At 74.1% G+C, this 22,720-nt stretch carries 12 protein-coding genes and 1 pseudogene; 3 read left to right on the plus strand and 10 right to left on the minus strand.

The window, feature by feature from the left end:
* Nucleotides 1-6: 6 nt before the first annotated feature.
* The 5 genes and pseudogenes from fxsT to ABFY07_RS23310 form a co-directional block, all read right to left on the minus strand.
* Nucleotides 7-4,410: an FxSxx-COOH system tetratricopeptide repeat protein gene (fxsT, locus tag ABFY07_RS23290; RefSeq protein WP_346176347.1), complete on the minus strand. Its 4,404-nt coding sequence runs from the start codon at nt 4,408-4,410 to the stop codon at nt 7-9.
* A pseudogene (locus ABFY07_RS23295) lies at nt 4,407-5,661 on the minus strand (AAA family ATPase). The gene fxsT and the pseudogene ABFY07_RS23295 overlap by 4 nt, the downstream one beginning before the upstream one ends.
* Nucleotides 5,658-7,145, minus strand: coding sequence for a VMAP-C domain-containing protein (locus tag ABFY07_RS23300; protein WP_065966465.1), 1,488 nt, complete (start codon nt 7,143-7,145; stop codon nt 5,658-5,660). The pseudogene ABFY07_RS23295 and the gene ABFY07_RS23300 overlap by 4 nt, the downstream one beginning before the upstream one ends.
* Before the next feature lie 209 nt (nt 7,146-7,354).
* On the minus strand, nt 7,355-8,560 hold the full coding sequence (locus tag ABFY07_RS23305) for a phosphorylase family protein (protein ID WP_346176349.1): 1,206 nt from the start codon (nt 8,558-8,560) through the stop codon (nt 7,355-7,357).
* 41 nt (nt 8,561-8,601) lie between these two features.
* Nucleotides 8,602-9,147: a hypothetical protein gene (locus ABFY07_RS23310; protein ID WP_346176350.1), complete on the minus strand. Its 546-nt coding sequence runs from the start codon at nt 9,145-9,147 to the stop codon at nt 8,602-8,604.
* A gap of 194 nt (nt 9,148-9,341) precedes the next feature.
* Between ABFY07_RS23310 and ABFY07_RS23315 the strand changes: the two genes are divergently transcribed.
* Nucleotides 9,342-9,830 carry a glutathione peroxidase gene (locus tag ABFY07_RS23315; protein ID WP_346176351.1) on the plus strand — a complete coding sequence of 163 codons (489 nt, stop codon included), beginning with the start codon at nt 9,342-9,344 and terminating at the stop codon, nt 9,828-9,830.
* A 115-nt stretch (nt 9,831-9,945) separates the two neighbouring features.
* Complete coding sequence (locus ABFY07_RS23320) at nt 9,946-14,649, plus strand: putative T7SS-secreted protein (RefSeq protein WP_428836994.1); 4,704 nt, start codon at nt 9,946-9,948, stop codon at nt 14,647-14,649.
* 51 nt (nt 14,650-14,700) lie between these two features.
* Here the strand turns inward: ABFY07_RS23320 and ABFY07_RS23325 are convergent, their stop codons facing one another.
* The 4 genes from ABFY07_RS23325 to ABFY07_RS23340 form a co-directional block, all read right to left on the minus strand.
* A complete protein-coding gene (locus tag ABFY07_RS23325; protein WP_346176353.1) occupies nt 14,701-16,542 on the minus strand; it encodes a glycoside hydrolase family 9 protein in 1,842 nt (613 codons plus the stop codon).
* Between the two features lie 202 nt (nt 16,543-16,744).
* Nucleotides 16,745-17,866 carry an HpcH/HpaI aldolase/citrate lyase family protein gene (locus ABFY07_RS23330; protein ID WP_346176354.1) on the minus strand — a complete coding sequence of 374 codons (1,122 nt, stop codon included), beginning with the start codon at nt 17,864-17,866 and terminating at the stop codon, nt 16,745-16,747.
* Nucleotides 17,856-19,094 (minus strand): CaiB/BaiF CoA transferase family protein, encoded by a 1,239-nt coding sequence (locus tag ABFY07_RS23335; RefSeq protein WP_346176355.1) that lies wholly within the window; start codon nt 19,092-19,094, stop codon nt 17,856-17,858. Before ABFY07_RS23335 ends, ABFY07_RS23330 begins: the two co-directional genes overlap by 11 nt.
* Nucleotides 19,095-19,176: 82 nt before the next feature.
* Nucleotides 19,177-20,133: a LysR family transcriptional regulator gene (locus ABFY07_RS23340; protein ID WP_346176370.1), complete on the minus strand. Its 957-nt coding sequence runs from the start codon at nt 20,131-20,133 to the stop codon at nt 19,177-19,179.
* Nucleotides 20,134-20,281: 148 nt separating this feature from the next.
* Here ABFY07_RS23340 and ABFY07_RS23345 point away from each other — a divergent pair, with 148 nt between their 5' ends.
* Complete coding sequence (locus ABFY07_RS23345) at nt 20,282-21,592, plus strand: CitMHS family transporter (protein ID WP_346176356.1); 1,311 nt, start codon at nt 20,282-20,284, stop codon at nt 21,590-21,592.
* A 30-nt stretch (nt 21,593-21,622) separates the two neighbouring features.
* On the opposite strand, the gene ABFY07_RS23350 is transcribed toward ABFY07_RS23345, so the two are convergent.
* Complete coding sequence (locus ABFY07_RS23350; protein WP_346176357.1) at nt 21,623-22,684, minus strand: zinc-binding dehydrogenase; 1,062 nt, start codon at nt 22,682-22,684, stop codon at nt 21,623-21,625.
* Between the last annotated feature and the right edge of the window lie 36 nt (nt 22,685-22,720).

Below are 22,720 nucleotides of genomic sequence, written 5' to 3' on the forward strand. Positions count from 1 at the left end.
GTCCCGTCAGAACGTGTACGCCTCCAGGTCGCAGTCCGCGCGGATGCCCCGGGCCGCCGCGATGGTGGCCGGGTGCTGGGTGCCAAGCACCCGGCGGAACCGCTCCATGGCGTCGTTGTGCAGCTCCTCGGCCGACCGGCTCTCGCCCAGGGCCCGCAGGTCCGCCGACAGGTTGACCGCGCACGCCAGCGTGGTGGGGTGGTCCTCGCCCAGCCGCTCCCGGCAGACGGCGAGACTCTCGCTGTCCAGGCTGTGCGCCTCCTCGTAGTCCGCCAGCGTGTACAGATCGCTGGCCAGGTTGATGGCGCAGGCGAGGGTCGATGGATGGGCGGCCCCGAGCGTCTCGACGAAGACCGGCAGCGTCTCCTTGTTGAGCGCCAGCGCCTCCTCGGTCTCGCCCAGCAGTCGGAGCGTGACGGCCAGGTTGGTCGCCGCGCTCGACGTGTAGGGGTGCCGGGGGCCGAGGATGACCCGCAGGTCCTCCAGGGACTTCCTGCCGAGCTCCCGGGCGCCCGCCAGGTCGGCGTTCTGGCGCAGATCCATGGAGAGGTTCATCTCCGCCGTGGTGATGTCGAGGTTGGGCTCGACATAGCGCAGCCGGTAGCTCTCCAGGGCCTGCCGGGTCAGCTCGATCGCCCCCTCGTGATCGCCCGCCTTGCGACGGGCCACGGCCAGGGTGCGCATCGCGTTGACGAATACGGGGGCGTTGGGTGGCACGGTGCGCAGTGCGCGCGCGAAGGTCTCCTCCTGCATGGCACGGGCGGCGTGGTACTGGCCGTTGCCGCGGACGTCACTGGACAGGTGGGTGGCGAGCAGGATCGTGGTGAGGGAGTCCTCCCCGAGGACGATGGCCGCGGTGTCGCGCGCGGACTGGTGGATCTCCTGGGCGAGCGCGAAGTCGCCGACGGCGCGGAGCGCCAGACCGTAGTCGTTCGCGGCGCCGACGGTGTACGGGTCCTCCTCACCGAAAACCCGGAGAGCCCTGGTCCACCGGTCCTTCTCCAACTCGACGGACTTGGCGTAGTCCCCCTGGAGCCGGGCGCTGTTCGCCACCGCTCCCATGGTCGCGATGGTGTCCTCGTGGTTCTCGCCCGCCTGGGGGTGGGCCCGCAGCAGCTCCAGGATCCTGGCGTTGAGCTCCCGGGCCTCCTCGTAGTGGCCGAGCGAGGTCATGGCGTGGCCGAGGGTCCGGGACGCGGACAGCGTCTCCAGGCTGTCCTCGCCCAGGGACTGGCGCCAGGCCTCGACCACCTGACTGCCGAACTCGCTGGCACCTTGGTGGTCTCCCCAGACGAACAGGAACCTGATCAGGTTGCGCACCATCTGCCGCACCCATTTGTCGTCGCACTCCAGCGCCCGGGAGGCGCGGACGTGGGACAAAAGGTCCGCGTAGCGCGGCCAGTTGACGGGGGCGACGTCGTTCGGGTCGCCGTAGGCGAGCAACACATGGGCGCTGTGCCGCATGTCCGCCTGCTGCTGGGGGGACATCTGGCCCACCAGCACCGCCTGGACCAGCCGGTGCATCTCGATGGTGTTGTTCCGGTGATTGATCTTGATCAGCGCGTAGCGGTTGATCTCACGGATCGCATGACCGAGCTTGATCGGGTCCTGCAGCACCTCCGACAGTTCGGGGGAGAGGGAGACCCCTCGGACCCCGGAGAACAGCCGCCGCGAGATGGGCTCCGGGGCGAAGAAGGAGCACACCTGGAGCAGCTGCAGGGCCCCGGGATGGTGCTCCGCGAGCCGGCGCAGCGACATGTTCCACGCCGCCGCGACCGGCTCCGGGTAGTCGACCGGGACGCCCTGGGCCAGCAACTCGGCGCGCCGGGTGCTGACATCGGCCCGCTCGTCCTCGAAGACGTGGAGGTACTCGTCGACCGGCATGCCGGTCTCGGTGAGCCAGGCGGCCGCCTGCTCGATGGCCAGCGGCAGGTCGCCCAGCGCCTCGGCCACCCGGTCCGCCTGCTCGTCCGGCAGTTCCGGGCCCCGGCGCCGCAGCAGCTCGATGCTCTCCTCCCGGTCGAAGACGTCCACCTCGACCGTGCGGGCGGCCCGCGACCACTGGGCGTTCCGGGAGGTGACCAGGATCCGGCCCGGGCCGCCGGTGGGGAAGAAGGGGCGGACCGTCTCCAGCTCCTCGGCGTTGTCGAACACCAGGAGCCAGTCGCGGCAGGGGCGGCCGGTGCGCAGCGCCTCCAGCACGCTCGGCACCGCGACGTTCGTCTCCATGCCGACCTGCAGGCCCAGCCGGTCGGCCAGCTGCACCAGCGCCTGGCGGATCTGCTCCGGGCGCTCCGCCGGGATCCACCACACCGCGTCGTAGTCGGAGGCGTGCTGGTGCACGTACTCCAGGGCGATCTGCGACTTGCCCACCCCGCCGAGCCCGTGCAGGGCCTCCGGGAGCACGGCGGCGGTGCCCTCGCTGCTCAGACGCTCGTGCAAGGTGTCGAGCAACGTCTGTCGCCCGGTGAAGTTGTTGTTCCGGGGCGGTACGTTCCCCCAGATGGCCGGGGGATCCCCGGCGCGGCGCTCCTCCACGGCGGGCAGGGACCGGGCAGCGGTCACGGGCACAAAACTTCCTCTCGGGTGCTCACCCGCCGCGCCCGGCGCGCCGTGCGCCGACGGGGGTGATGAATCGTCCTTCGGGGAGGACGGGTCGGTACGGGAACCTCGGGACATTGTGGAGTCAGTCACGGCAACCTCGGGGTTCGAACTTCCCCCATTCGGCGGGTCTTCAACGGGATCGTGGCGGCGTTCGCCCGAGCGGCCGAGCGCCTGCTGTGCGAGCACGCGTGCGCGGAAGGTCCGCGCGCCCTCCAGATAGGGCCCCGAGAGCGCCTTGTAGACCTGCTCCTGGACGCGCATGTACGGCAGCAGCCGCTCGGTCTCCGGCAGCTCGGGCAGGGTTCCCGAGGGATGGCTGAGGGCGTCCCGCAGCACGTGCAGCGGCTTCCAGCGGTGGCCCAGCCGGTCCAGGACGCTGCGCAGGACGTACAGCGACTCGTCGCGCATCCCGGCCGAGAGCAGCAACTCCCGCACCCCGTCGTGGAACTCGTAGCCGATCCCGGTCTCGTCCATCGGGTCCGCCGACCCGACCTTGCGCAGCAGTCCGCCCAGCAGGATCTCGGCCAGCTCGCCGGGGCTGCCCTGCGGCTCGTGCATGCCCTGGACGAATTCCATCACCGGGATGTTCAGCGGCGCGGCCGCCAGCCGCGAGGCGAGCCGGAACGCCCTGGGCGACGCGGTGGCCCGGAACCGGAACACCCGGTCCCGGGCGGTGGGCTCGGGTTCCCGCTCCCAGCGCTCGGCCGGCACCCCCGGCAGCAGCGCCAGCGTGTCCCGGCCGTGCGCCGACGGCTGGGTCACCAGCCGCGCCCAGCGGCCCAGCCACCGCGCCTCGAGCTCCAGCACCGGCACCGGCGGCTCGCCCCCGGGCCAGGGGGCGCCGTCGCCGCTTCGCCAGGTGCCGTTGGGCGCGCCCGGTTCGGGCACCCGCACCCGCACCCGCTCGGGGGCGATCCCGGTGTGGTGCCAGCGGCCCTGGTTGAGCACGTGCACCACGGCGACCGTGGCCTGCCGCGCCCAGCGGGCCAGCGCCCGCTTGCCGGTCTCGTCCCCCCACGCCGTGCCGATGCCGTCGGTCAGGACCAGGACGGCCCGCCTGCCGCGCGGCGGGATGCCGTCCACCGGCGAGCGCGCGCCGCCCCGCCCGGCCCCCTCGCGGCGCCCCGCCGGTTCCGCCGGGAGCGGGCGGTCGGCGTTGACGCGGCGCACCCGCACCGTACGGAAGGCGCCGGTGCGCTCCAGGACGGTGACGAGCCGGCGGGCCGTCTGCCGCCACACCACCATGGAGCTGCTGCAGTCCACGACCACGACCACGTCCATCCAGCGCTCCGGCACCGGTACGCACCTGGGCAGCCAGAGCCGCTCGCGGGCGGCGCGCTCGGCCGTGGCCTCCTCGTCCACCTCCGTGTGGACCGGCGAGGGCGAGGTGCGCTTGAGCGGCCGCAGCGCCCGGGACAGGGCGCGCTCGGCGGTCGGCGGGGAGACGGCGGCCGGCCGGGGGAGGGGCACGGCGACATCGGTGGCCACCGCCTGGCCGAAGGTCTCGCCGGGCGGGGCCGGGAGGCCGACCAGCTCGACATGGCGCGGCGCGACCAGGACCAGTTCGCCCTCGGGCTCGGGCTCCTCGTCCTCCTCCGCCTCCTGCGGCGATCCCGGCGGCGGGTCCGGGGCGCGGGGCGGTGCCTCGGCGGTGGACTCGGCGGAGGGCGGTGCGGGGGCGGGGCGGCCGGCCCCGGGATCGGTCTCCGCCCGGCAGACCGCGAGCCATAACGAGTCGGCGATCTGCTGCCAGTCCAGGTCCGGCCTGCCGCGCTCGGAGGACCTGTCGCCCGGGTCCTGTGTCATGTCGGGCCTGCTGCGTCCAAGCGGTGCCAGATGGCGTGCAGCAGCTCCTCCCAGTCGGGGCCCGGCACGCGGGCCTGGGACGTCACCAGGTACACCGCGTTGAGTAACTGGTCGGCCGCCAGGCCGCCTTCGAGCCGGCTGCGCTCCACGAACATCTGGATGAGTTCCAGGGCGCGCGGATCGTCCGCCCGGCCCAGGTGCGCGGCCACGATCGCGGCGAGCCGGTCGGTGTCCGGGTCGGGCAGCCGCAGCTGCAGACATCGGCGCAGGAAAGCGGGCGGGAATTCCCGCTCGTCGTTGCTGGTGATGACGACGACCGGGAACGCGCGGCAGCGCACCCGCCCGGAGGCGATGACGGCGCTGCGGTCCGGGTCGTCCGTGAGGACCCGGACGGCGGGTCGGCGGCTGCGGATGCGCACCAGCTCGGGAATGGTGTATTCGCCGGCCTCGAAGATGTCGAGGAGGTCATTGGGCAGATCGATATCGCTTTTGTCGAATTCGTCGATGAGCAGGACGCGGGGCAGCCGGTGCGGCAGCATCGCCGTGCCCAGCGGGCCGAGTTGGAGAAAGTCCCCGATGTCCTCCGGGCCGGGTTCCTGGCGTCCCCCGAATTCCGGGTCCGCCGCCTGTCCGGCCGCCGCGGCGTGCACGCGGCCGACCGCGTCGTAGTCGTACAGGCCCGACCGCAGGGTCGTACGGGTGGTGATCGGCCAGCGCAGCACCCGGCCGAGGCCCAGCTCCCTGCTGATGCGGTACGCCAGCGTGGACTTGCCCGTGCCCGGGCGGCCGGTCACCAGAAGGGGGCGGCGCAGAATGAGCGCCGCGTTGACGACGTCGGCCTCCTCGGGGTCCGACCGCATGCCCAGGGGCGCGGCGCCGAGCCGCCGGGCGGCGTCCTGCTCGTCCTCGGGCGGGGCGGGCGGCTCGGTCGGCGCCTCGTCGCCCTCCGGCGACCCGTGGCCCGACGCGCCGCCGGCCGATAACCCCTCGGCCGGTAACCCCGCGTCGGACAGCGCCCGCGCTCCGGCCTCGGACCCGTCCGCGGGCCCCGGGGAGAAGCCGTTGAAGGTGCGCCAGGGAGGCGGCGGCGGAAGGATCTCTTCCAGACTGACGTCGTGCAGCGGCCTTCCGGTGCCCTGAATAGATCCACCAGGGCCGGGGTATGCCGCCCGACGGCGGGCCGAGTCGGGCGCCGGGGCCCGCATCACCGTTGGCGTGTCCGTTGTGACGCCTCGGCCCTGCGTCGGTCATCGACTGCCCCCCTCGTCCGGCCCCGCCGCTCGCCCCTGTGTCTCCACGGGACGGGTCGGATCGTCCCAAACGATCATGACGTGCTGTCCAAGGTGTTGCTCGCGCTCGGCGGACCCGATGGCTTGGGCCTCCATCCGCAACTCTTTCACGGCATCGCGGAGCCGTGCCAGATCCCCGCTGGCCTCCACGGGTTTTTGTCTCAACTGATGGACCAGGTCCGGATCCCGCGGATGACGCCGGTCCCACACGACCACGGGAATGCCCGCCCGCCAGGCCGCCGAGGCCTGCCGGCGGCCCTCCAGGCTCGCGCCCGGCGGCGCGTTCAGCACCAGGGCGAACACATGCTGGTCGGTGTTGAGCCGGGCCACCAGGGCGCTCGGGTCACCCGAGCGCGGACTGTCCGGATCCGGCCCGTCCACCACCAGCTGCCGGGACCGCTCCGGCTGCGAGCGGAAGGTCTGCCACCGCTTCTTCCAGGCCCCGTACCACCGCCTGGTCTGGCTCCGCTCCAGGCTCCGTACGACCACCGGGTAGCTCGAACACAGCGGGGTGGCGAAGTCGCTGTCCAGCTCATGGCGCCACAGGTGCACCGGCAGATCCAGGTCCTCGGCGCCCAGCACGAACTCCAGGTGGATACAGCGCGCGTCCTCCCACTCCACGGCGGCCTCGTGCACCAGGTCCTGCACGGCGCGCTCGGCCGTGGCGGCCGTGACCTTGCTGACCGGGCCGCGGACCGGATACCAGCCCGTCGGGTCGTAGGCGTGCCACGAGGACAGCTCGTACCGGCCGGGCTCGTCCTGCGGCAACAGCTGGATGACCAGGTACGCGTCGACCGACTCGGCGAGGGCGGCGTGCCCCACCTGCTGCCGCAGCGACCTCAGCTCCGAGGTCAGCGACAGCTCGCGCGCCTGCTCGTCCGCCCAGCTCCGCAGGCGGTCCGCCAGCTCCAGCGGCCGGGCCGACGCGGCCAGGTACTCGACCAGGGCCAGGCCCGGCGTCAGCCCGTCCGGCCGCGCGTTCATCCGGGCCAGGGTCTCGAAGGCGTCCCACGGGCCGGTGACCGGCGGCACCTCCTGCAGCGGCCCCGCCGCGCCCCGGCACAGCCGTGCCAGATGCGCCACCTCCAGCCCCTCCAGCAGCGAGCGCAGCCGGTCCGTCGCGTCCGGCGGCAGCGCCGGACGGGCCGTCATCTGCTCCATGGCCGAGTCGAGCCGCTCCATGGCCGGCGCGCCCGGCGAGAGGATTTCCAGGGACTCGCGCAGCGCCCGCATCACGCGCGCGTTGTCCAGGCACTCCCGGGCCAGCTCCACCAGGAAGTGGTTGGTCACCCGGTGGTTGCGGACCGGCAGCTCCGACTCCAGCTCCCTGGCGACCAGTTCCAGACACAGCGCACGGGAGTCCGGGTCGATCAGACACCGGAACTCCTTGAGCGCCGTGACGAGATGGTTGACCGATTTCAGGCCGCCTTCCCCCGTGGCCGCCATGCATGACCTCCCCCGCCCATCACCGGTCCCCGCCGCCGGTGATCTACGCCGGAGACCCTGCCACAGGCGGGCGCCGCCGGGCGCGGGCTCCGGACCACTTGTATGCCCCGCCCACCCCAGCTGACACCCCGTGAGACACGAGAGTCATGCCCATCACACGGCGGCGGCCGGCGTCGAGCGCTGCCCGGCCGTGCGGCCGCCGCCCGGGATCAGCCCGGGTCGAGCAGCGCCAGCCGCGCGGTCAGTTCCGCCGTGGCCGGGGCCTCCGGCGCGATCATGGCCAGGGCGTCCGCCAGTTCTCCCCACGCGCCGTACGCCTCGCAGGCGCGCAGCAGGGCCAGCGCCTCCGCCCGGCTCGCCGACTGCCTGGCCACCTGCGTGCCGACGGCCGGCAGCTCGTCGAGGAGCAGCTGCCAGCGGGCGGGGGAGGCCAGGCCCGGGACGGCGAGCAACAGATCCGCCAGCGCGCCCAGTTCCCGGATCGACAGCCTCCCGGACGCGGCGCGGCGGGCAGGGGCGGCGGGGGCCGCGGGTTCGGCGGGGGCCGCGGGTTCGGGAGGCACGGCGAGGGCGGCGGAGGCGGCGGGTTCGGCGAGGGCGGCGGAGGCGGCCGGGGCATTCCGGGGAAGGTGCCGCAGCAGCTCGAAGGCGAACGCCGCCGCGTGCCGGGAGGCGACCGGCTGCCACCGCTCGTCGTGTGCCTCGTCCTTGTCGGCGAGCAGATCGGAGATCCCCCGGATCACCAGGGCGTCGACCTGCCGGTTGACGTACGCCCCGGCCAGGAACCCGAACCCCTCCATGTCGACCGCCACCGCGTCGCCCGCCCCGGCCGCCAGCCGGCGGCCGACGTCCGAGCGCTGGTGCGCCACCACCCGGCCGCCCGCCGCGATCGGCTTGACATGGGCCCGCGGGCGCGGCGCGGCGTCGCCCCCGGCGGGGCGGATCCCCCGCTGCCACTCGTCCGCCGCCGCGACCAGCCGGGCCAGCTGCACCAGCCCGTAGGCCGACTGATGGGTCTTCTGGCGGGGGAGGAAGCCGTCCTCGGTGTCCTTGCCGGTCTCGTAGTCGTACACCGCGTCCGCGGCCACGACATCCCCCAGGCCCACGTCCTTGCGGCCGCCGGCCACCCCGACGAACAGCAGGGCCCGGGGGGAGAACAGCGCGGCGGCCCGCTCCACCAGCACCGCCGCGCCCGGATTCCCCGGGCCCGTCATATGGATCGCCACGGACCGGCCGCCGTCACCGCCGCGGAAGACCCCCACCTCGAACAGGGAGCCACGCTCGGCCCACGCCGTGCGCACCTCCTCCAGGTGCGCCCGCACGGCCCGGTACTCCACCTCGAGCGCGGTGAGGATGACCACCTCCGCCCGCCCGGCGGCCCCGGCCGGCCACCCGCCCTCCTCAGACCACACCATCTCCCCCTAGGTACGCGTCCGGCTGGAGCGATCCCATCGTGTCAGGGCCGGTGCAGATCCGCGTACACCACGATCTGTGCCGCCAACACGGCGATCAGCAGGGTTTCGGCCACCGAGACCGTCATGAGCGGCCACCGGGCCGGGCCGGAGGTCCAGTAGACGACCAGCGCGGCGACCGGCGCCACGGTGAACAGCATCAGGTCGGCCGCGAGTTGCAGCCGCTTCCGGGAGATCCGGCGGTGGTCGTCGCGGTGGGCCGTCTCCCATCCGAAGACCCGGGGCCGCTCGGGGACGAGCGCGGCCAGCCGCGGGCCCAGGTCCTGGCGCACGTAACGGCCGATGGCCGAGATCTTCTCGTCGTTGACGAGGTAGGTCCAGCCCAGCAGCACCGAGGCCGGCGGCAGCAGCAGAAGCAGCTCCGGGCGGCCGCCGCCCTGCAGCGAGAAGGTGATGATGGCCGCCATCGAGGCGAGCGTGGCGTAGAGCAGATTGTCCCGGAAGCCGATGCGCGCCCGCTGCTCCTCCTTCACCTGTTCGTACTCCACGATGAGCAGCCTGCCGACGACGGCTTCCTCGTCCCGTGCCACACGTCCCCCCTTCGGGCGGGCTCCCGTGCCGTGAGCACCCGCCAGGCGGAGAGTAACCGCGGACGGGGCGATGGAAACGCGTAGATTTGCCGAGCACCCGCGGAACACCGGCGGGACCGCCGACGGACCGCCGGCGGGACACCCGACGGGGCATCCGAACGGACACTGACGGAACGACGAAGGCGAGTTGCCCGATGAGCCTGTACGACATCCCCCTGCACACCCTCTCCGGCGAGCCCACCACCCTCGGCGCCCACCAGGACAAGGCACTGCTGCTGGTCAACGTGGCCTCCAAGTGCGGGCTGACCCCGCAGTACGAGGGCCTGGAGCGGCTGCAGCAGCGCTACGCCGAGCGCGGCTTCACCGTGCTGGGCTTCCCCTGCAACCAGTTCGCCGGCCAGGAGCCCGGCACCGCCGAGGAGATCCGGACCTTCTGCTCCACCACCTACGGCGTCTCCTTCCCGCTCATGGAGAAGATCGAGGTCAACGGCGAGGGGCGGCATCCGCTGTACGCCGAGCTGACGAAGGCCGAGGACGCCTCGGGCGAGGCGGGCGACATCCAGTGGAACTTCGAGAAGTTCCTGGTCTCGCCGCGCGGCGAGGTGGTCGCCAGGTTCCGGCCGCGGACCGAGCCGGAGGCCGCGGAGGTCGTCGCGGGGATCGAGGCGCAGCTGCCCCGCTGACGCCGCGTACGCGCTTTCCTCAGAACCTCCTCAAACCCGTGGCCCGCACGCTCCCGGTGGCCCGCGGCGCCAGTAGGCTCGCCGCGGCACCAGCACACGTACGGGGGTACACGCGGTGGGACTCGGGGATTTCATACCTGACCCGGTGCGGCGCTTCGTCGGGGACCAGGTGGAGCACCTCGGCGAAGCGGTCGACGGGGCCGGCGACTTCACCGCCGAGCGGCTGGACGACATGGGGTGGGACGGCGGGGCCGACTGGGTCCGGCGCACCACCGACTCGGCCGCGAACGCGCTGGGCGCGGACGTGGCGGAGATGGGTCTTGACCGGACCGACGACCCGGCGCACCTCGTCCACGGGAACCCCGCCAGGCTGCGGTCCACGGCCGACCACCTGACCACCTTCGAGAACGCCTTCAACGACGTCGGCAAGGGGCTCCAGGGGGTCGGCCCCGAGGCCCTCGACGCACTGAGAGGACGGTCCGCCGCCGCCTTCGCCGGGCGGGTGGCCGCCGAGCCGAAGAAGTGGTTCGTGGCGGCCGACGCCTGCGGAGTGGCGGCCGCGGCGCTGCGCGAGTTCGCCGAGACGGTGGAGTGGGCCCAGAAGCAGGCCGACGAGGCCGTCCGCACCTACCGCAGGGGCCGGAAGGCGTCCGACGGGGCCCGCGCCGCCCACCGCGGCGCGGCGTCCTCCGGCCACGACCCGGGCCGCGCCGACATCGAGGCGGCCGAGGAGATCCTCGGCGAGGCGCGCCGGCAGCGGGATGTGGCGCACCTCGCCGCCCAGCGGGCGGTGGCGGCGGCGCGCGACAAGGCCCCGCGCGAGCCCTCCTACCTCCGCCGGGTGGCGGACGGGGTGGAGGGGCTGCGGCTGGACGGGAGCCACGTCCTCGGCGGCGTGGTCAAGGGCACGGCGGGGCTGGTGGACTTCGCCCGCTCCATGAACGCCCTGGACCCCTACAACCTCACCCACCCCGCCGAATACGCCACGCGCCTCAACGACACCGCCGCCGGCCTGCTCCGGATGGCGAACGACCCGGCCCCCGCGCTCAAGGCCATGTGGCAGTCCTTCGAGAAGGACCCCGCGGAGGGCCTGGGCCGGCTGGTGCCCGAACTGGTCGGCACCAAGGGGCTCGGCGGCGTCCGGTCGCTCGCCACCGCCGGCAAGGACCTCGCCAAGCTCGCCGAGCGGGCACCGGGCCGGGGCTGGAAGCCCAGCGGCTGGAAGTGGAAGTTCGGCGGCCACGCGCAGCTCAGGAAGGACGGCGCCGCGGCGCACAGCGTGCCCGACTCCGCCAAGACCACCGGGGGCACCGACCCGGTGGACCTGGCCACCGGGAAGATGTACCTCCCGCAGACCGATGTGTCCCTGCCCGGCCTGCTGCCGCTGGTGTTCCGGCGCAGGGCCGAGTCCGGCTACCGCGCCGGGCGGTGGTTCGGCCCCTCGTGGTCCAGCACGGCCGACCAGCGCCTGGAGATCCTCGACCGGGGCGTCGTCCTCGTCGGCGCCGACGGGCTGCTGCTGTCCTACCCGCATCCCGCCCCGGGGGTGCCCACCCTGCCCGAACTGGGCCCGAGGTGGCCGCTGGAGCGCACCCCCGGTGGCGACTACACCGTCACCGACCCGGACACCGGCCACGTCCGGCGCTACACCGGACCCGCCGGAACGCGGCCCGGCGGGGACGGCGAGGCACCGCTGGCGGAGGTCCGTGACCGCAACGGCCACCGCCTCACCTTCGAGTACGACGACCACGGCACCCCCACCGGCATCGTCCACGACGGCGGCTACCACCTGACGTTCGCCACCGAGGGCGGCCGGATCACGGCCCTGCGCCTGGGCGAGGTCGAACTCGTCCGCTACGGCTACACCGACGGCGACCTGACCGAGGTCACCGGCTCCAGCGGCCTCCCGCTGAGCTTCGAGTACGACGGCGACCACCGGATCATCGCCTGGGTCGACACCAACCAACGACGCTACGAGTACGTCTACGACGACCACGACCGCGTCGTCTCCGAGGGTGGCACCGAAGGCCATGTGTCGCTTTGCATCGACTATGGTGACGCCGGCGCCGCCCCGGACACCGGCCACCGCGTCACCGCGGTCCGCACCCCCGAGGGGCACACCACCCGCTACCTGGTCGACGACCGCTGCCGGGTGGTGGCCGTCACCGACCCGCTCGGCCACACCGTCCGCACCACGGTCGACCGCCACGGCCGCCCGCTCACCCACACGGACGCGCTCGGACACACCACCCGTTACGCGTACGACGAGGCCGGCCGCCTGACCCGGCTGACCACCCCGGACGGTCACACCCGCACCATCGCCCGCGACCGGCTGGGGCTGCCGGTGAAGATCACCGACGCCGACGGGGCGGTGTGGCGCCACACCTACGACGAGCGCGGCAACCGCACCGCGACCACGGACCCGGCCGGCCACACCACCCGCTACACCTACGACGACCGCGGCGCCCCGACCTCCGTCATCGACCCCTTCGGCGCGACCACCCGGATCCGCTGCGACGCCGCCGGCCTGCCCCTGGAGATCACCGACCCGCTGGGCGCCACCACCACCTACCGCCGCGACGCCTTCGGCCGCCCCACCGCCGTCACCGACCCGCTCGGCGCCACCACCCGCCTGGAGTGGACGGTGGAGGGCAGGCTCGCCGCGCACACCGACCCCGCCGGGGCCCGGCAGAGCTGGCGCTACGACGGCGAGGGCAACTGCGTTGCCCACACCGACGCCGTGGGCCGGGTCACCACCTACGAATACACCCACTTCGACCTGCTCGCCGCCCGCACCGGGCCCGACGGCGCCCGCGTCGAGTACCGCTACGACACCCGGCTGCGCCTCACCCGGGTGACCAACCCGCAGGGGCTCACCTGGACCTACGCCTACGACCCGGCGGGCCGCCCGCTGAGCGAGACCGACTTCGACGGCCGCACCTCCACCTACCGCCACGACGCCGCCGGCCGGCTCGTCTCCCGCACCAACCCGCTGGGCCAGACGGTCCACCTCACCCGGGACTCCATGGGCCGGATCGTGCGCAAGGACGCGGACGGCCGGGTGACCACTTTCGACTGGGACCCGGCCGGCCGACTGGCCGCGGCCACGGGCCCGGACGGGGAACTCGCCCTCCACCGCGACCTGGTGGGCCGGGTCAAGTCGGAGCTGTCCGGCGGGCGGGTGCTGGCGCACACCTACGACGCGCTCGGCCGGCCCGTCCGGCGCGTCACCCCCTCCGGCGCGATGTCCTCGTTCGCCTACGACGCCGCCGGCCACCGCACCACGCTGAAGGCCGGCGGCCACACCCTCGCCTTCGGGTACGACGCGTCCGGCCGCGAGACCTCCCGCCGCATCGACCGCGCCGCCACGCTGGCGCAGGCCTGGGACCCGGCCGGCCGCCTCACCGAGCAGACCCTCACCGGCCACTCCCAGGACGGCGGGGACGTCGGGGACGCCGGGGAATCCGCCACCCTGCAGCGCCGGGTGTACCGCTACCGCGCCGACGGCCACCTCACCGGGGTCGACGACCACCTGGGCGGCGCCCACGGCTTCGAGCTCGACCCGGCGGGCCGGGTCACGGCCGTCCACGCCCCCGGCGGGCGGGGCGAGAGCTACGCGTACGACGAGGCGGGCAACCAGACGTACGCCTCCTGGCCCGCGCCCTTCGCCTCGCACGCCGGGGGCACCGGCCCCCGCACCTACACCGGCACCCGGGTCACCCGGGCGGGGCGGGTCCGCTACGAGTACGACGCGGCCGGCCGGATCACCCTCAAGCGGCGGAACAGGCTGTCGCGCAAGCCGGACACCTGGCGGTACACCTGGGACGCGGAGGACCGGCTCACCTCCGTCACCACCCCCGACGGCACCGTCTGGCGCTACCTCTACGACCCGCTGGGCCGGCGCACCGCCAAGCAGCGGCTCGCCGCCGACGGCGAGACGGTCGTGGAGCGCGTGGACTTCGTCTGGGACGGCTCCACGCTCGTCGAGCAGACCACCACCGGGCGGGCCCGGCCCGAGCCGGCCACCCTCACCTGGGACCACGACGGCCCGCGCCCGGTCGCCCAGACCGAGCGCGTCACCGACGACATGGGCCGGCGGGAGATCGACCGCAGATTCTTCGCCATCGTCACCGATCTGGTGGGCACCCCCCGCGAGCTCCTCGACGAGAGCGGCGAGATCGTCGGGCGCCGGCAGGCCACCCTGTGGGGTGCGACCGGCGCCGCGGCGGCCGGGGAGGCGCACACCCCCCTGCGCTTCCCCGGCCAGTACCACGACTCCGAAACCGGGCTCCACTACAACCTGTTCCGCTACTACGACCCCGAGACCGCCCGCTACACCAGCCCCGACCCGCTCGGACTGGCCGCCGCGCCCAACCCCGTCGCCTATGTGCCGAACCCGCATGCCTGGATCGACCCGCTGGGCCTGTGCCCGTGTCCGCCCGGCACGCGGCCGGGAGGGCGGCCGGACGGCCAGACCGTCCTCAGCGGCCACGGCGCCATCTGGTCGGAAGAACTCCGGCCGGGCCAAGAGCTCAAGGTCACGGTCCCGAAGGGGACGAGACTGCACTTCTACGTCGACCACGGCGAGATGCTCAAGAATCCGAGAGCCAACCGGATCGAGCTCGGCACCGAGCCGGTGGTCCCCACAATGACCGTCGGACCGGGCCAACAGGTCTGGGACTACTCGCTCTTCCCGCCCGACGGGCTGGAGATCCTGGGCAATCCGGTGACGGTGACGAGGGAGACGAAGCTCTCGGAGCTGTTGCGGCCGAACATGGGCCATGTGCACTGGGCGGCCTGCCGGGAGATCATCCCCTGAGCGGGGGCGCGCGGCCCCCGCTCAACCCGCTCAGTGTTCAGCACTCAGTGTTCAGCGCTCCGCGGCGAACGCGGCCAGCCAGGCCAGCGGGGCGTTCCAGTTGATCGCCACCTCGTTGGTCGAGTACGAGCCGATGTCGTCGATGTAGCACTTCGCCGCCGCGCACCCGACCAGCTTCTCCTGCGCCACCGGGTCCTGCAGCGCCGAGTCCGGGCCGCCCGCGAGGGACCCGGCGGGCGGGTTGGGCAGCGAGGCGTCCGCCTGGTGGGCCCAGAAGCGGTGGTGCTGGTTGCGGGACGCCTGCTCCCCGTAGCCCGAGACATAGGACTGGCCCAGGGCGTTGCGGCCGAGCAGGTAGTCCAGCGCCTCCAGCGCCCCGTCGCGGTAGCGCCGCTGCCCGGTGAGCTCATAGGCGACGGCGATGACGCTCGCGTTGTTCGCCACCTGGCCGTTGGAGCCCCACACATAGCCGTCCGCCGGCAGCGGCACCGCGTAGCCCTGGCGGCCCATGGCGGCCAGATAGCCGTCGGCGGCCGAGACCACCGAGGCGCGGACCCTAGCCTGGTCGGCGGTGGCCAGCCCGTTCGGGACGGTGGCCAGGGTGATCCGGCCCAGGGCCGCGGTGTCGGCCCAGGCGAAGCCGACCGGGGTGAACGCGTCGGCCGAGGTGTGGAAGGGCGAGGAGGTGACCGCGTCGCGGTACCGGCGCTCCCCGGTGGTCGCGTACAGCTCGGCCGCCGCCCAGTAGAACTCGTCGCCGACCCGGGCGTCCCCGTACGCCCCGCCACCGGTGGCGTCCGAGTCCGGGGCGAGCACGTCCGGCTCGGCCTTCGCGGCGCTCCAGGCGCGGCGCGCGGAGGCCAGGCAGCGGGCGGCGAAGGCCTTGTCGTACGGCGCGAACACCCGCGCGCACTGGGCCGTGGCCGCAGCCAGGTTGAGCGTGGCCGCGGTCGACGGCGCGTGCAGCTCGCGGGGCTGGGAGTCCTGCTCGGGCCGGGTGGGCAGGCCGGTCCACTGCGCGTCGTGGATCTTGTGGAAGGCCATCCCGGCGTGCGGCTTGCCCTCCGGGACCTGCATCCGCATCAGGAACTCCAGCTCCCAGCGCGCCTCGTCCAGCACGTCGGGGACGCGGTTGCCGCGCTCGGGCACCCGCAGCGTGGCGTCCCCGAGCGCCGCCTGGTGTCCCGCGCGCCTGGCCCGCTCGAAGGAGTTCACCGTCTGCCACACCGAAATGCCGCCGGTGACCACGTACTTGCCGTGGTCACCGGCGTCGTACCAGCCGCCGCGGACATCCCGGGCGTAGTCGCACACCCCGGCCTGGCACGGAACGGCGGTGTCCCCCTGGTTGGGCGCGACCCCCAGGTGCCCGGCCGGCCGGGCGTACGCCGCTCCGCCGGCCAGCGACGCCTCGATCGGGATTCCGCTGCGCTGCTGGTAGAAAAAGTTCATCGTGTCCGCGCGCAGCCCGTCGTACAGATCGGCGCGGATGTCGAAGGGGTGGCTGACCCGGCCGTCCACGGTGAGGGTGTAGCCGGTGCCCCTGCCCCGGTACGAGGAGAAGTCCACCAGGTGCGTCGAGTCGCCCGAGGCCGCGTCGGCGCCCCGCACGACGGTGGTGCCCGAGGCGGCCACCGCGCCCGTGGCGTCGCGCAGTTGCCAGGGCAGGGCGGTGGTGGCCGTGGTGACGACGGTGGCGCGCTTGGGGCCGTTTGGGAGGTAGCCCAGCTGGTTGACCCGGACGGCGTCCGGCGCCGCCGCGGCCGTGGCACCGGTGCGCGCCCCGGCCGGGGCGGCGGGAGCGGCGGGGGCGGACGGCGCGGTGATCAGTAACAGCGCGCCGGCCAGCAGCGTGGCGGCGGCGCGTGCGCCGTACGGACGGGGGCGAGCGGGCATCGGGGACCTTCCTTCGGTGTCTGAACGGGCGCGGACGTGCGGACACGGCGGGTGCGGGACCGGGGGCGGCGAGGCTAGGTGTGGGAGCGCTCCCAAATGTGTAGTCAGGTTGCCGGTGGGCGTCAAGGGGCTCGACGGGGAGGAGTGACCGACCGGGTGACGACCGGTCAGGCCGGCCCTGGGCGTCGCGCGGCGGGCGCGGTCAGGGCCGCCGCGCCCGCCGGGCGAGGGCGCGGCGCGCCGTCGCCGCCATCGCCTCGTCCACCATCCGCCCCTCGAACAGCACCGCGCCCTCGCCCCGCGCCTGCGCCGCCTCCACCGCCGCCACCAGCCGCTCGCAGCGCGCCAGTTCCCCGGCGTCCGGCGAGAACACCTCGTTGACCACCGGCACATGCGACGGGTGGATCACCGCCATCCCCTCGTACCCCAGGGCCCGGTTGCGCTCCGCGAAGGTCCGCAGCCCCGTCAGGTCGGCGACATCGGCCCACAGCCCGGCCACCGGGTGGGGGCTGCCCGCCGCGCGCGCGTCCAGCAGCACCCGGGCGCGCAGGTGGTGGGTCTCCTCGCCGCCCGGGCTCCAGCGGTAGCCGACCGCGCGCTCCACGTCCCCGCCCGGGGCGGTCAGCGCGCCGAGGTGCGCCACCCGGCCGGCGGCCCGCCCGATGTCGTACGCCTCGCGCAGCCCGCGCGCGGTCTCCAGCAGCGGCACCAGCGCGATCCGCCCCTCGGGCAGGCCGGCCTCGCGCTCGCACCACGCCAGCAGCCGGTCGGCGACCCGTACGTCGTCGGCGTGGTCCACCTTCGGCAGCACCACGCCGTACAGCCCGGGCCCGGCCACCGCGCGCAGGTCCTCGGCGCCCGCCCAACCCGCCCCGCGGTCCAGCGGGTTGATCCGTACGAACAGCCGCATCGGCCCCGGGGCCCGCGCCGCCCGCTCCACCGCCTCGGCCACCGCCTTCCGGGCCGCCTCCTTGGCGCCCGCCGGGACCGCGTCCTCCAGGTCGAGGATCGCCGCGTCGGCGCCGGCCGCCTCGGCCTTGGCCAGCCAGCCCGTCTTGCCGCCGGGGACGAAGAGCAGCGAGCGCAGCGGCTCCCGGCCGCGGTCCCGGTCCCGGTCGTGGCCCCGGTCTCCGTCCCGGCCGCGGTCCCGGTCCCGGTCGTGGCCCCGGTCTCCGTCCCGGCCGCGGTCCCGGTCCCCGTCCCGGCGGCGGTCCCGGTCTTCGTCCCGGCCGTGGCCCCGGTCTCCGTCCCGGTCCCCGTCCCGGCCGCGGTCCCGGTCCCCGTCCCGGCCCGGGTCGCGGTCCCGGCCGCGGTCAGATGACACCCTCGCCCTCCAGCTTCGCCAGCCGCTCCCCGTCGATGCCCAGCCACCGCCCGTAGACCAGCTCGTTGTCCGCGCCCAGCGCAGGGCCGGTCCGCCACACCCCGCCGGGGTTGCGGCGGAAGTGCGGCAGCGCGGCCTGCATCCGGACGGGGCCGAGGTCGGGGTCGTCGACGGTGACGACGTCCTCCCGCTCCGCGTAGACCGGATCGGCGACGATGTCCGCCGCGCTGAACACCCGGGAGGCCACCACCTCGGCGCGCTCGAAGGCAGCCAGACACTCCTCCGCCGGGCGCGCGGCCACCCAGGCGCGCAGCGCCCGGTCCAGCCGCTCCCGCCCGGCGTGCTGGGCCTCCACGGTCGCGTACTCCGCCTCGTCCAGGCCCAGCAGCCGCACCACGTTGAGCACCGACCGGGTGGTGGCCGAGGTGACCGTCAGCCAGTCGCCTTCGGCGCTGCGGTAGGTGTTGATGACGGCGGCGGGCGCGACGGCGAGCTGGTTGCCGGCCCGCTCCGGGGCCGCGCCCAGCTGGTCGTACGCGATGATCTGCCACTCCACCAGCCGGAACAGCGGCTCGAAGAGGGCCAGGTCGATCCATTCGCCGTCGAAGTCCGGATCGGTGTCGCGGCGGTGCAGCGCGGCCAGGATCGCGAAGGCTCCCATCAGGCCCGTGACCGCGTCCCCGTGGGAGAAGCCGGTGTGCACGGGCGGCCCGTCCGGGAAGCCGGTCAGGTGCACCACCCCGCTGCGGGCCTCGCCCATCTTGCCGAAGCCGGGGGCGTCGGCCCGCGAGGAGGTCGCGCCGAAGCCGGAGATCTGCAGCAGGATCGCCTTCGGGTTGACGGCGTGCACGGCCTCCCAGTCGAGACCCCAGGCGCGCAGCCGCCCCGCGCGCAGGGTCACGATCACCACATCGGCCCAGGCGATGAGGTCATGGGCGATCCGCCGCCCCTCCTCGTGGTGCAGATCCAGGGTGACGGAGCGCTTGTTGCGGCCCGCGACCTTGAACCACAGCGGCACCCCGTCGCGCCGTGGCCCCATGGCCCGGGCCGCGTCTCCCGCGCCGGGGGGCTCCACGTGCACCACGTCGGCCCCCTGGTCGGCGAGCATCGCCCCGGCGAGGGGGCCCGCGACGACATGGGCGAACTCCACCACCTTCAAGCCGGTCAGCTGTCCCCGCTGTCCCTGCTGCCCCCGCTGTCCCCGAGGTGTGCGGCTGTCGTTGTCCATGGGGATCAGGCTGCGGGGTCGCGCATATGCGGGTCCAGCAATTAAGAGGCATCAATTCATGCGGATCTCACAAGAGTTCCGCTCACGACGCCTCGCCCTCCTCCCAGAAGACCCCGTCGGGCAGCCCGTGGCCGCACCCCGGCCGCAGGCCCGCGCCGCGCAACTCCTCCAACTGCTCCAGGAAGCGGCGCGCCCCCGGCGGAAGCGCCCGGCGCGCCGGAAGCACCACATGCAGCCGCCGTTCGACCACCGGGTCCACCAGCGGGCGACGCACCAGCTTCCCGGGCGCCACCAGCGGATGCACCAGGGCGGGCATGGCGGACACCCCGAGCCCCGCCGCGACGAGACCGCCCACCGTCGCCACGCTGGAGGCCTCCGCCGCCGGGTCCGCCGACAGGCCCGCCTGGGCGAAGGCGGCGTCCGTCATCCGGCGCACGCTGGAGTCCGCGCCGACCGCCAGGAACGGCTCGCGGCCCAGGTCCTCCCAGCTCACCTCGGACCGCTCGGCGAGCGGGTGGTGTTCGGGGAGCACGGCGTCGAAACGGTCCCGGACCAGCGGGCGCAGCCGTATCCCGGCCGTACGCCGCGCCACCGTGGACACCGCGAAGTCCGCGTCGCCGTCCACGACCCGCTGAAGCACCGGGCGTTCCAGGCCGTCCAGCAGCCGCACGGTCATCTGCGGGCGCCGCGCGCGGAAGGCGGAGATCACCGGCGGCAGCAGCACGGCCGCCACCGAGGGCAGAGTGGACAGCGCCACCGTGCCCCGCTCGCCCGAGACATAGCGGCCCAGCTGCGCCAGCCCCGCCCGGTGCGCGGAGAGGATCTGGTCCGCTATCCGCAGCGCCTCCGTCCCGGCCGGGGTCAGCCGCACATTGCGGGTGTCCCGCTCCAGCAGCCGCATGCCGAGCGTGCGCTCCAGGTCCGCGACCGCGCGGCTCAGCGAGGACTGGGAGAGGTGCAGTTCGGCCGCGGCGGCGGTGAAGCTCTCGGCACGGGCCACCGCGGCGTACGCCGCGAGCTGGCGCAGAGTGACGTCCATCATGAAGCGGGAGAGTAGACGCGCGAGGCAGGCCAGGGAACTGTTGCGCTAAACGCATGGACAGATCTGTGTTCGATGCTGGACGCGGATCTTTCGCCGCTCGGAAACTCAACGGGCAACATCCGAGGAAGAAAGAAGGCGAGCGGCCATGCTGGCAGCACTGGGCTTCTGCACGATCGGCGGCTTCCTGCTGCTCACCATGACCAAACGGGTCTCGGTGCTGGTCGCCCTGGTCCTCACCCCGGTGGTCACCGCGGTCATCGGCGGTTACGGGGACGACCTGGGCCCGATGGCGCTGGAAGGGCTGTCCAAGGTGGCGCCCACCGGCATCATGATCGCCTTCGCGGTGCTCTACTTCAGCCTGATGGTGGACGCGGGCCTGTTCGAGCCGCTGATCCGCGGCATCCTGCGGGTCGCCCGCAGGGACCCGCTGCGCATCACCGTCGGCACCGCCGTCCTGACGATATGCGTGGCGCTCGACGGCGACGGCGCCTCCACCTTCCTCATCACCATCTCCGCGCTGCTGCCCGTCTACCGGCGCCTGGGCATGAGCCGGCTGGTGCTCGCCGGGGTGGTCGGCCTCGGCGCGGGCGTGATGAACATGGTGCCGTGGGGTGGCCCCACCGCCCGGGCGGCCGCCGCGCTGAAGCTGGACACCTCCGAGGTGATCACCCCGCTGTTGCCCGCCCTCGCCGCGGGCATCGCCTGGGTGCTGCTGGCCGCCTGCCTCATCGGCCGCCGCGAGCGCCGCCGGCTCGGCGAGCTCGGCACACCCCGGCCCGACGAGGTCGCGGTCGGCGACGGCCCCGGCACCCCCCGGGTGGCCCCCGCCAGGGCCGGCACCGCGCTGACGGTCTTCAACCTGACGCTCACCCTCGTCCTGCTGGTCTGCCTGGTCCTGGAGGCCATGCCGCTGCCCGTCCTGTTCGTCCTCGCCTTCGTCGTCGCGCTGCTGGTCAACCACCCCGGCTGGGAGGAGCAGCAGGCCCTGCTGGAGAAGCACGGCAACAGCGTGGTGCTGGTCACCACCATGATCTTCGCCGCGGGGGTGTTCACCGGCATCCTCACCGGCACCGGAATGATCGAGAAGATGGCCCAGGCGATGGTCGAGGTGATCCCCGACGGCCTCGGCGGCCATCTGCCCGTGCTGGTCGCGGTCACCAGCATGCCGCTGAGCCTCGTCTTCACCCCCGACGCCTACTACTTCGGCATCCTGCCGGTGCTCGCCGGCACCGCCGACTCCTTCGGCACCGACCCGGCCGAGATCGCCCGCGCCGCCGTCCTCGGCCAGATGACCACCGGCTTCCCGCTCAGCCCGCTCACCGCCGCCACCTTCATCCTGCTCGGCATGAGCGGCGTACAGCTCGGCGAACACCAGCGGTTCATCTTCCGCTGGGCCTTCGGCACCACGCTCGTGATGACCGCGGCCGCCCTGCTGACCGGCGCCCTCCCGCTGTGACGGCTCCCTGCACCGTAGGCCGCCGGGCCGTCACCGCGGGGCGGCCGGGCGCCGGGGCTCGATGACCGTGACCCCGGCGCCCCTCGCCGCCGCCATCGCCATCAGGGCCTCGGGCACCTCGTCGAGCCCGATGACATCGGTGACCAGGAGATCCGGCCGCAGGGTCCCGGCCTCGACCATCTCCATCATCGGACCGTACGCGTGCGCCGCCATGCCGTGGCTGCCCAGCAGCCGCAGTTCGAGCGCGATGACCCGGTCCATCGGCAGCATCGGGCTCCCCGCGGCCGGCGGCAGCAGGCCGACCTGCACATGGCGCCCGTGGCGCCGGAGGCTGTTGACGGACGCGGCGCAGGTCCGCGGGGAGCCCAGCGCGTCGAGCGAGACATGGGCGCCCCCACCGGTCGCGTCGGCGACCGCGTCCGCCACCGACCCCAGCGTCGAGGCCGCGTCCACGCACACCTCCGCCCCGAACCGCCGGGCCAGGGCCAGGGCCCGCGGCGAGATGTCCACCGCCACCACGCGCGCCCCCGCCGCGGCCGCGATCATGACCGCGGACAGCCCCACCCCGCCGCACCCGTGCACCGCCACCCACTCGCCCGGCGCCACCCGGCCCTGCGCCACCACCGCGCGGAAGGCCGTCGCGAAGCGGCAGCCCAGACCGGCGGCCGTGGTGAACGGCAACTCGCCGCGTATGCCCACCAGGTTCACATCGGCGTTCTCGATCGCCACGAACTGGGCGAAGGAGCCCCAGTGGGTGAAGCCCGGCTGCGTCTGCCGCTCGCACACCTGCTGCGCGCCGTCCGCGCAGGCGGCGCAGCGCCCGCAGGCGCAGACGAACGGCACCGTGACGCGCTGCCCGGGGCGCCAGTTCAGCACCTCGGGCCCCACCTCCTCGACCACGCCCGCCAGCTCGTGGCCGGGCACATGCGGCAGCCGGATGCCGGGGTCGTGCCCCATCCAGCCGTGCCAGTCGCTGCGGCACAGCCCGGTCGCCTCGACCCGGATGACCGCTCCGCGCCTCGAGGGGGCCGGATCCTGGACGTCCCGGACCTCGGGTTTGCGCCCGAAGGCGTCGAACACCACAGCACGCATGGACCCGCTCCCTCGCTCAGCCGCACTTGGTGGGGG

Origin of the sequence: Streptomyces sparsogenes subsp. cuspidosporus (genome assembly GCF_039532705.1) — a bacterium.
Taxonomy (GTDB): domain Bacteria; phylum Actinomycetota; class Actinomycetes; order Streptomycetales; family Streptomycetaceae; genus Streptomyces; species Streptomyces sparsogenes.

Excerpts from the sequence above, each read along its gene's own strand:
- fxsT (WP_346176347.1), bottom strand. The coding sequence starts at position 4,410 with ATGACACAGGACCCGGGCGACAGGTCCTCCGAGCGCGGCAGGCCGGAC.
- ABFY07_RS23300 (WP_065966465.1), bottom strand. The coding sequence starts at position 7,145 with ATGGCGGCCACGGGGGAAGGCGGCCTGAAATCGGTCAACCATCTCGTC.
- ABFY07_RS23305 (WP_346176349.1), bottom strand. The coding sequence starts at position 8,560 with ATGGTGTGGTCTGAGGAGGGCGGGTGGCCGGCCGGGGCCGCCGGGCGG.
- ABFY07_RS23315 (WP_346176351.1), top strand. The coding sequence starts at position 9,342 with ATGAGCCTGTACGACATCCCCCTGCACACCCTCTCCGGCGAGCCCACC.
- ABFY07_RS23325 (WP_346176353.1), bottom strand. The coding sequence starts at position 16,542 with ATGCCCGCTCGCCCCCGTCCGTACGGCGCACGCGCCGCCGCCACGCTG.
- ABFY07_RS23335 (WP_346176355.1), bottom strand. The coding sequence starts at position 19,094 with ATGGACAACGACAGCCGCACACCTCGGGGACAGCGGGGGCAGCAGGGA.
- ABFY07_RS23340 (WP_346176370.1), bottom strand. The coding sequence starts at position 20,133 with ATGGACGTCACTCTGCGCCAGCTCGCGGCGTACGCCGCGGTGGCCCGT.
- ABFY07_RS23345 (WP_346176356.1), top strand. The coding sequence starts at position 20,282 with ATGCTGGCAGCACTGGGCTTCTGCACGATCGGCGGCTTCCTGCTGCTC.
- ABFY07_RS23350 (WP_346176357.1), bottom strand. The coding sequence starts at position 22,684 with ATGCGTGCTGTGGTGTTCGACGCCTTCGGGCGCAAACCCGAGGTCCGG.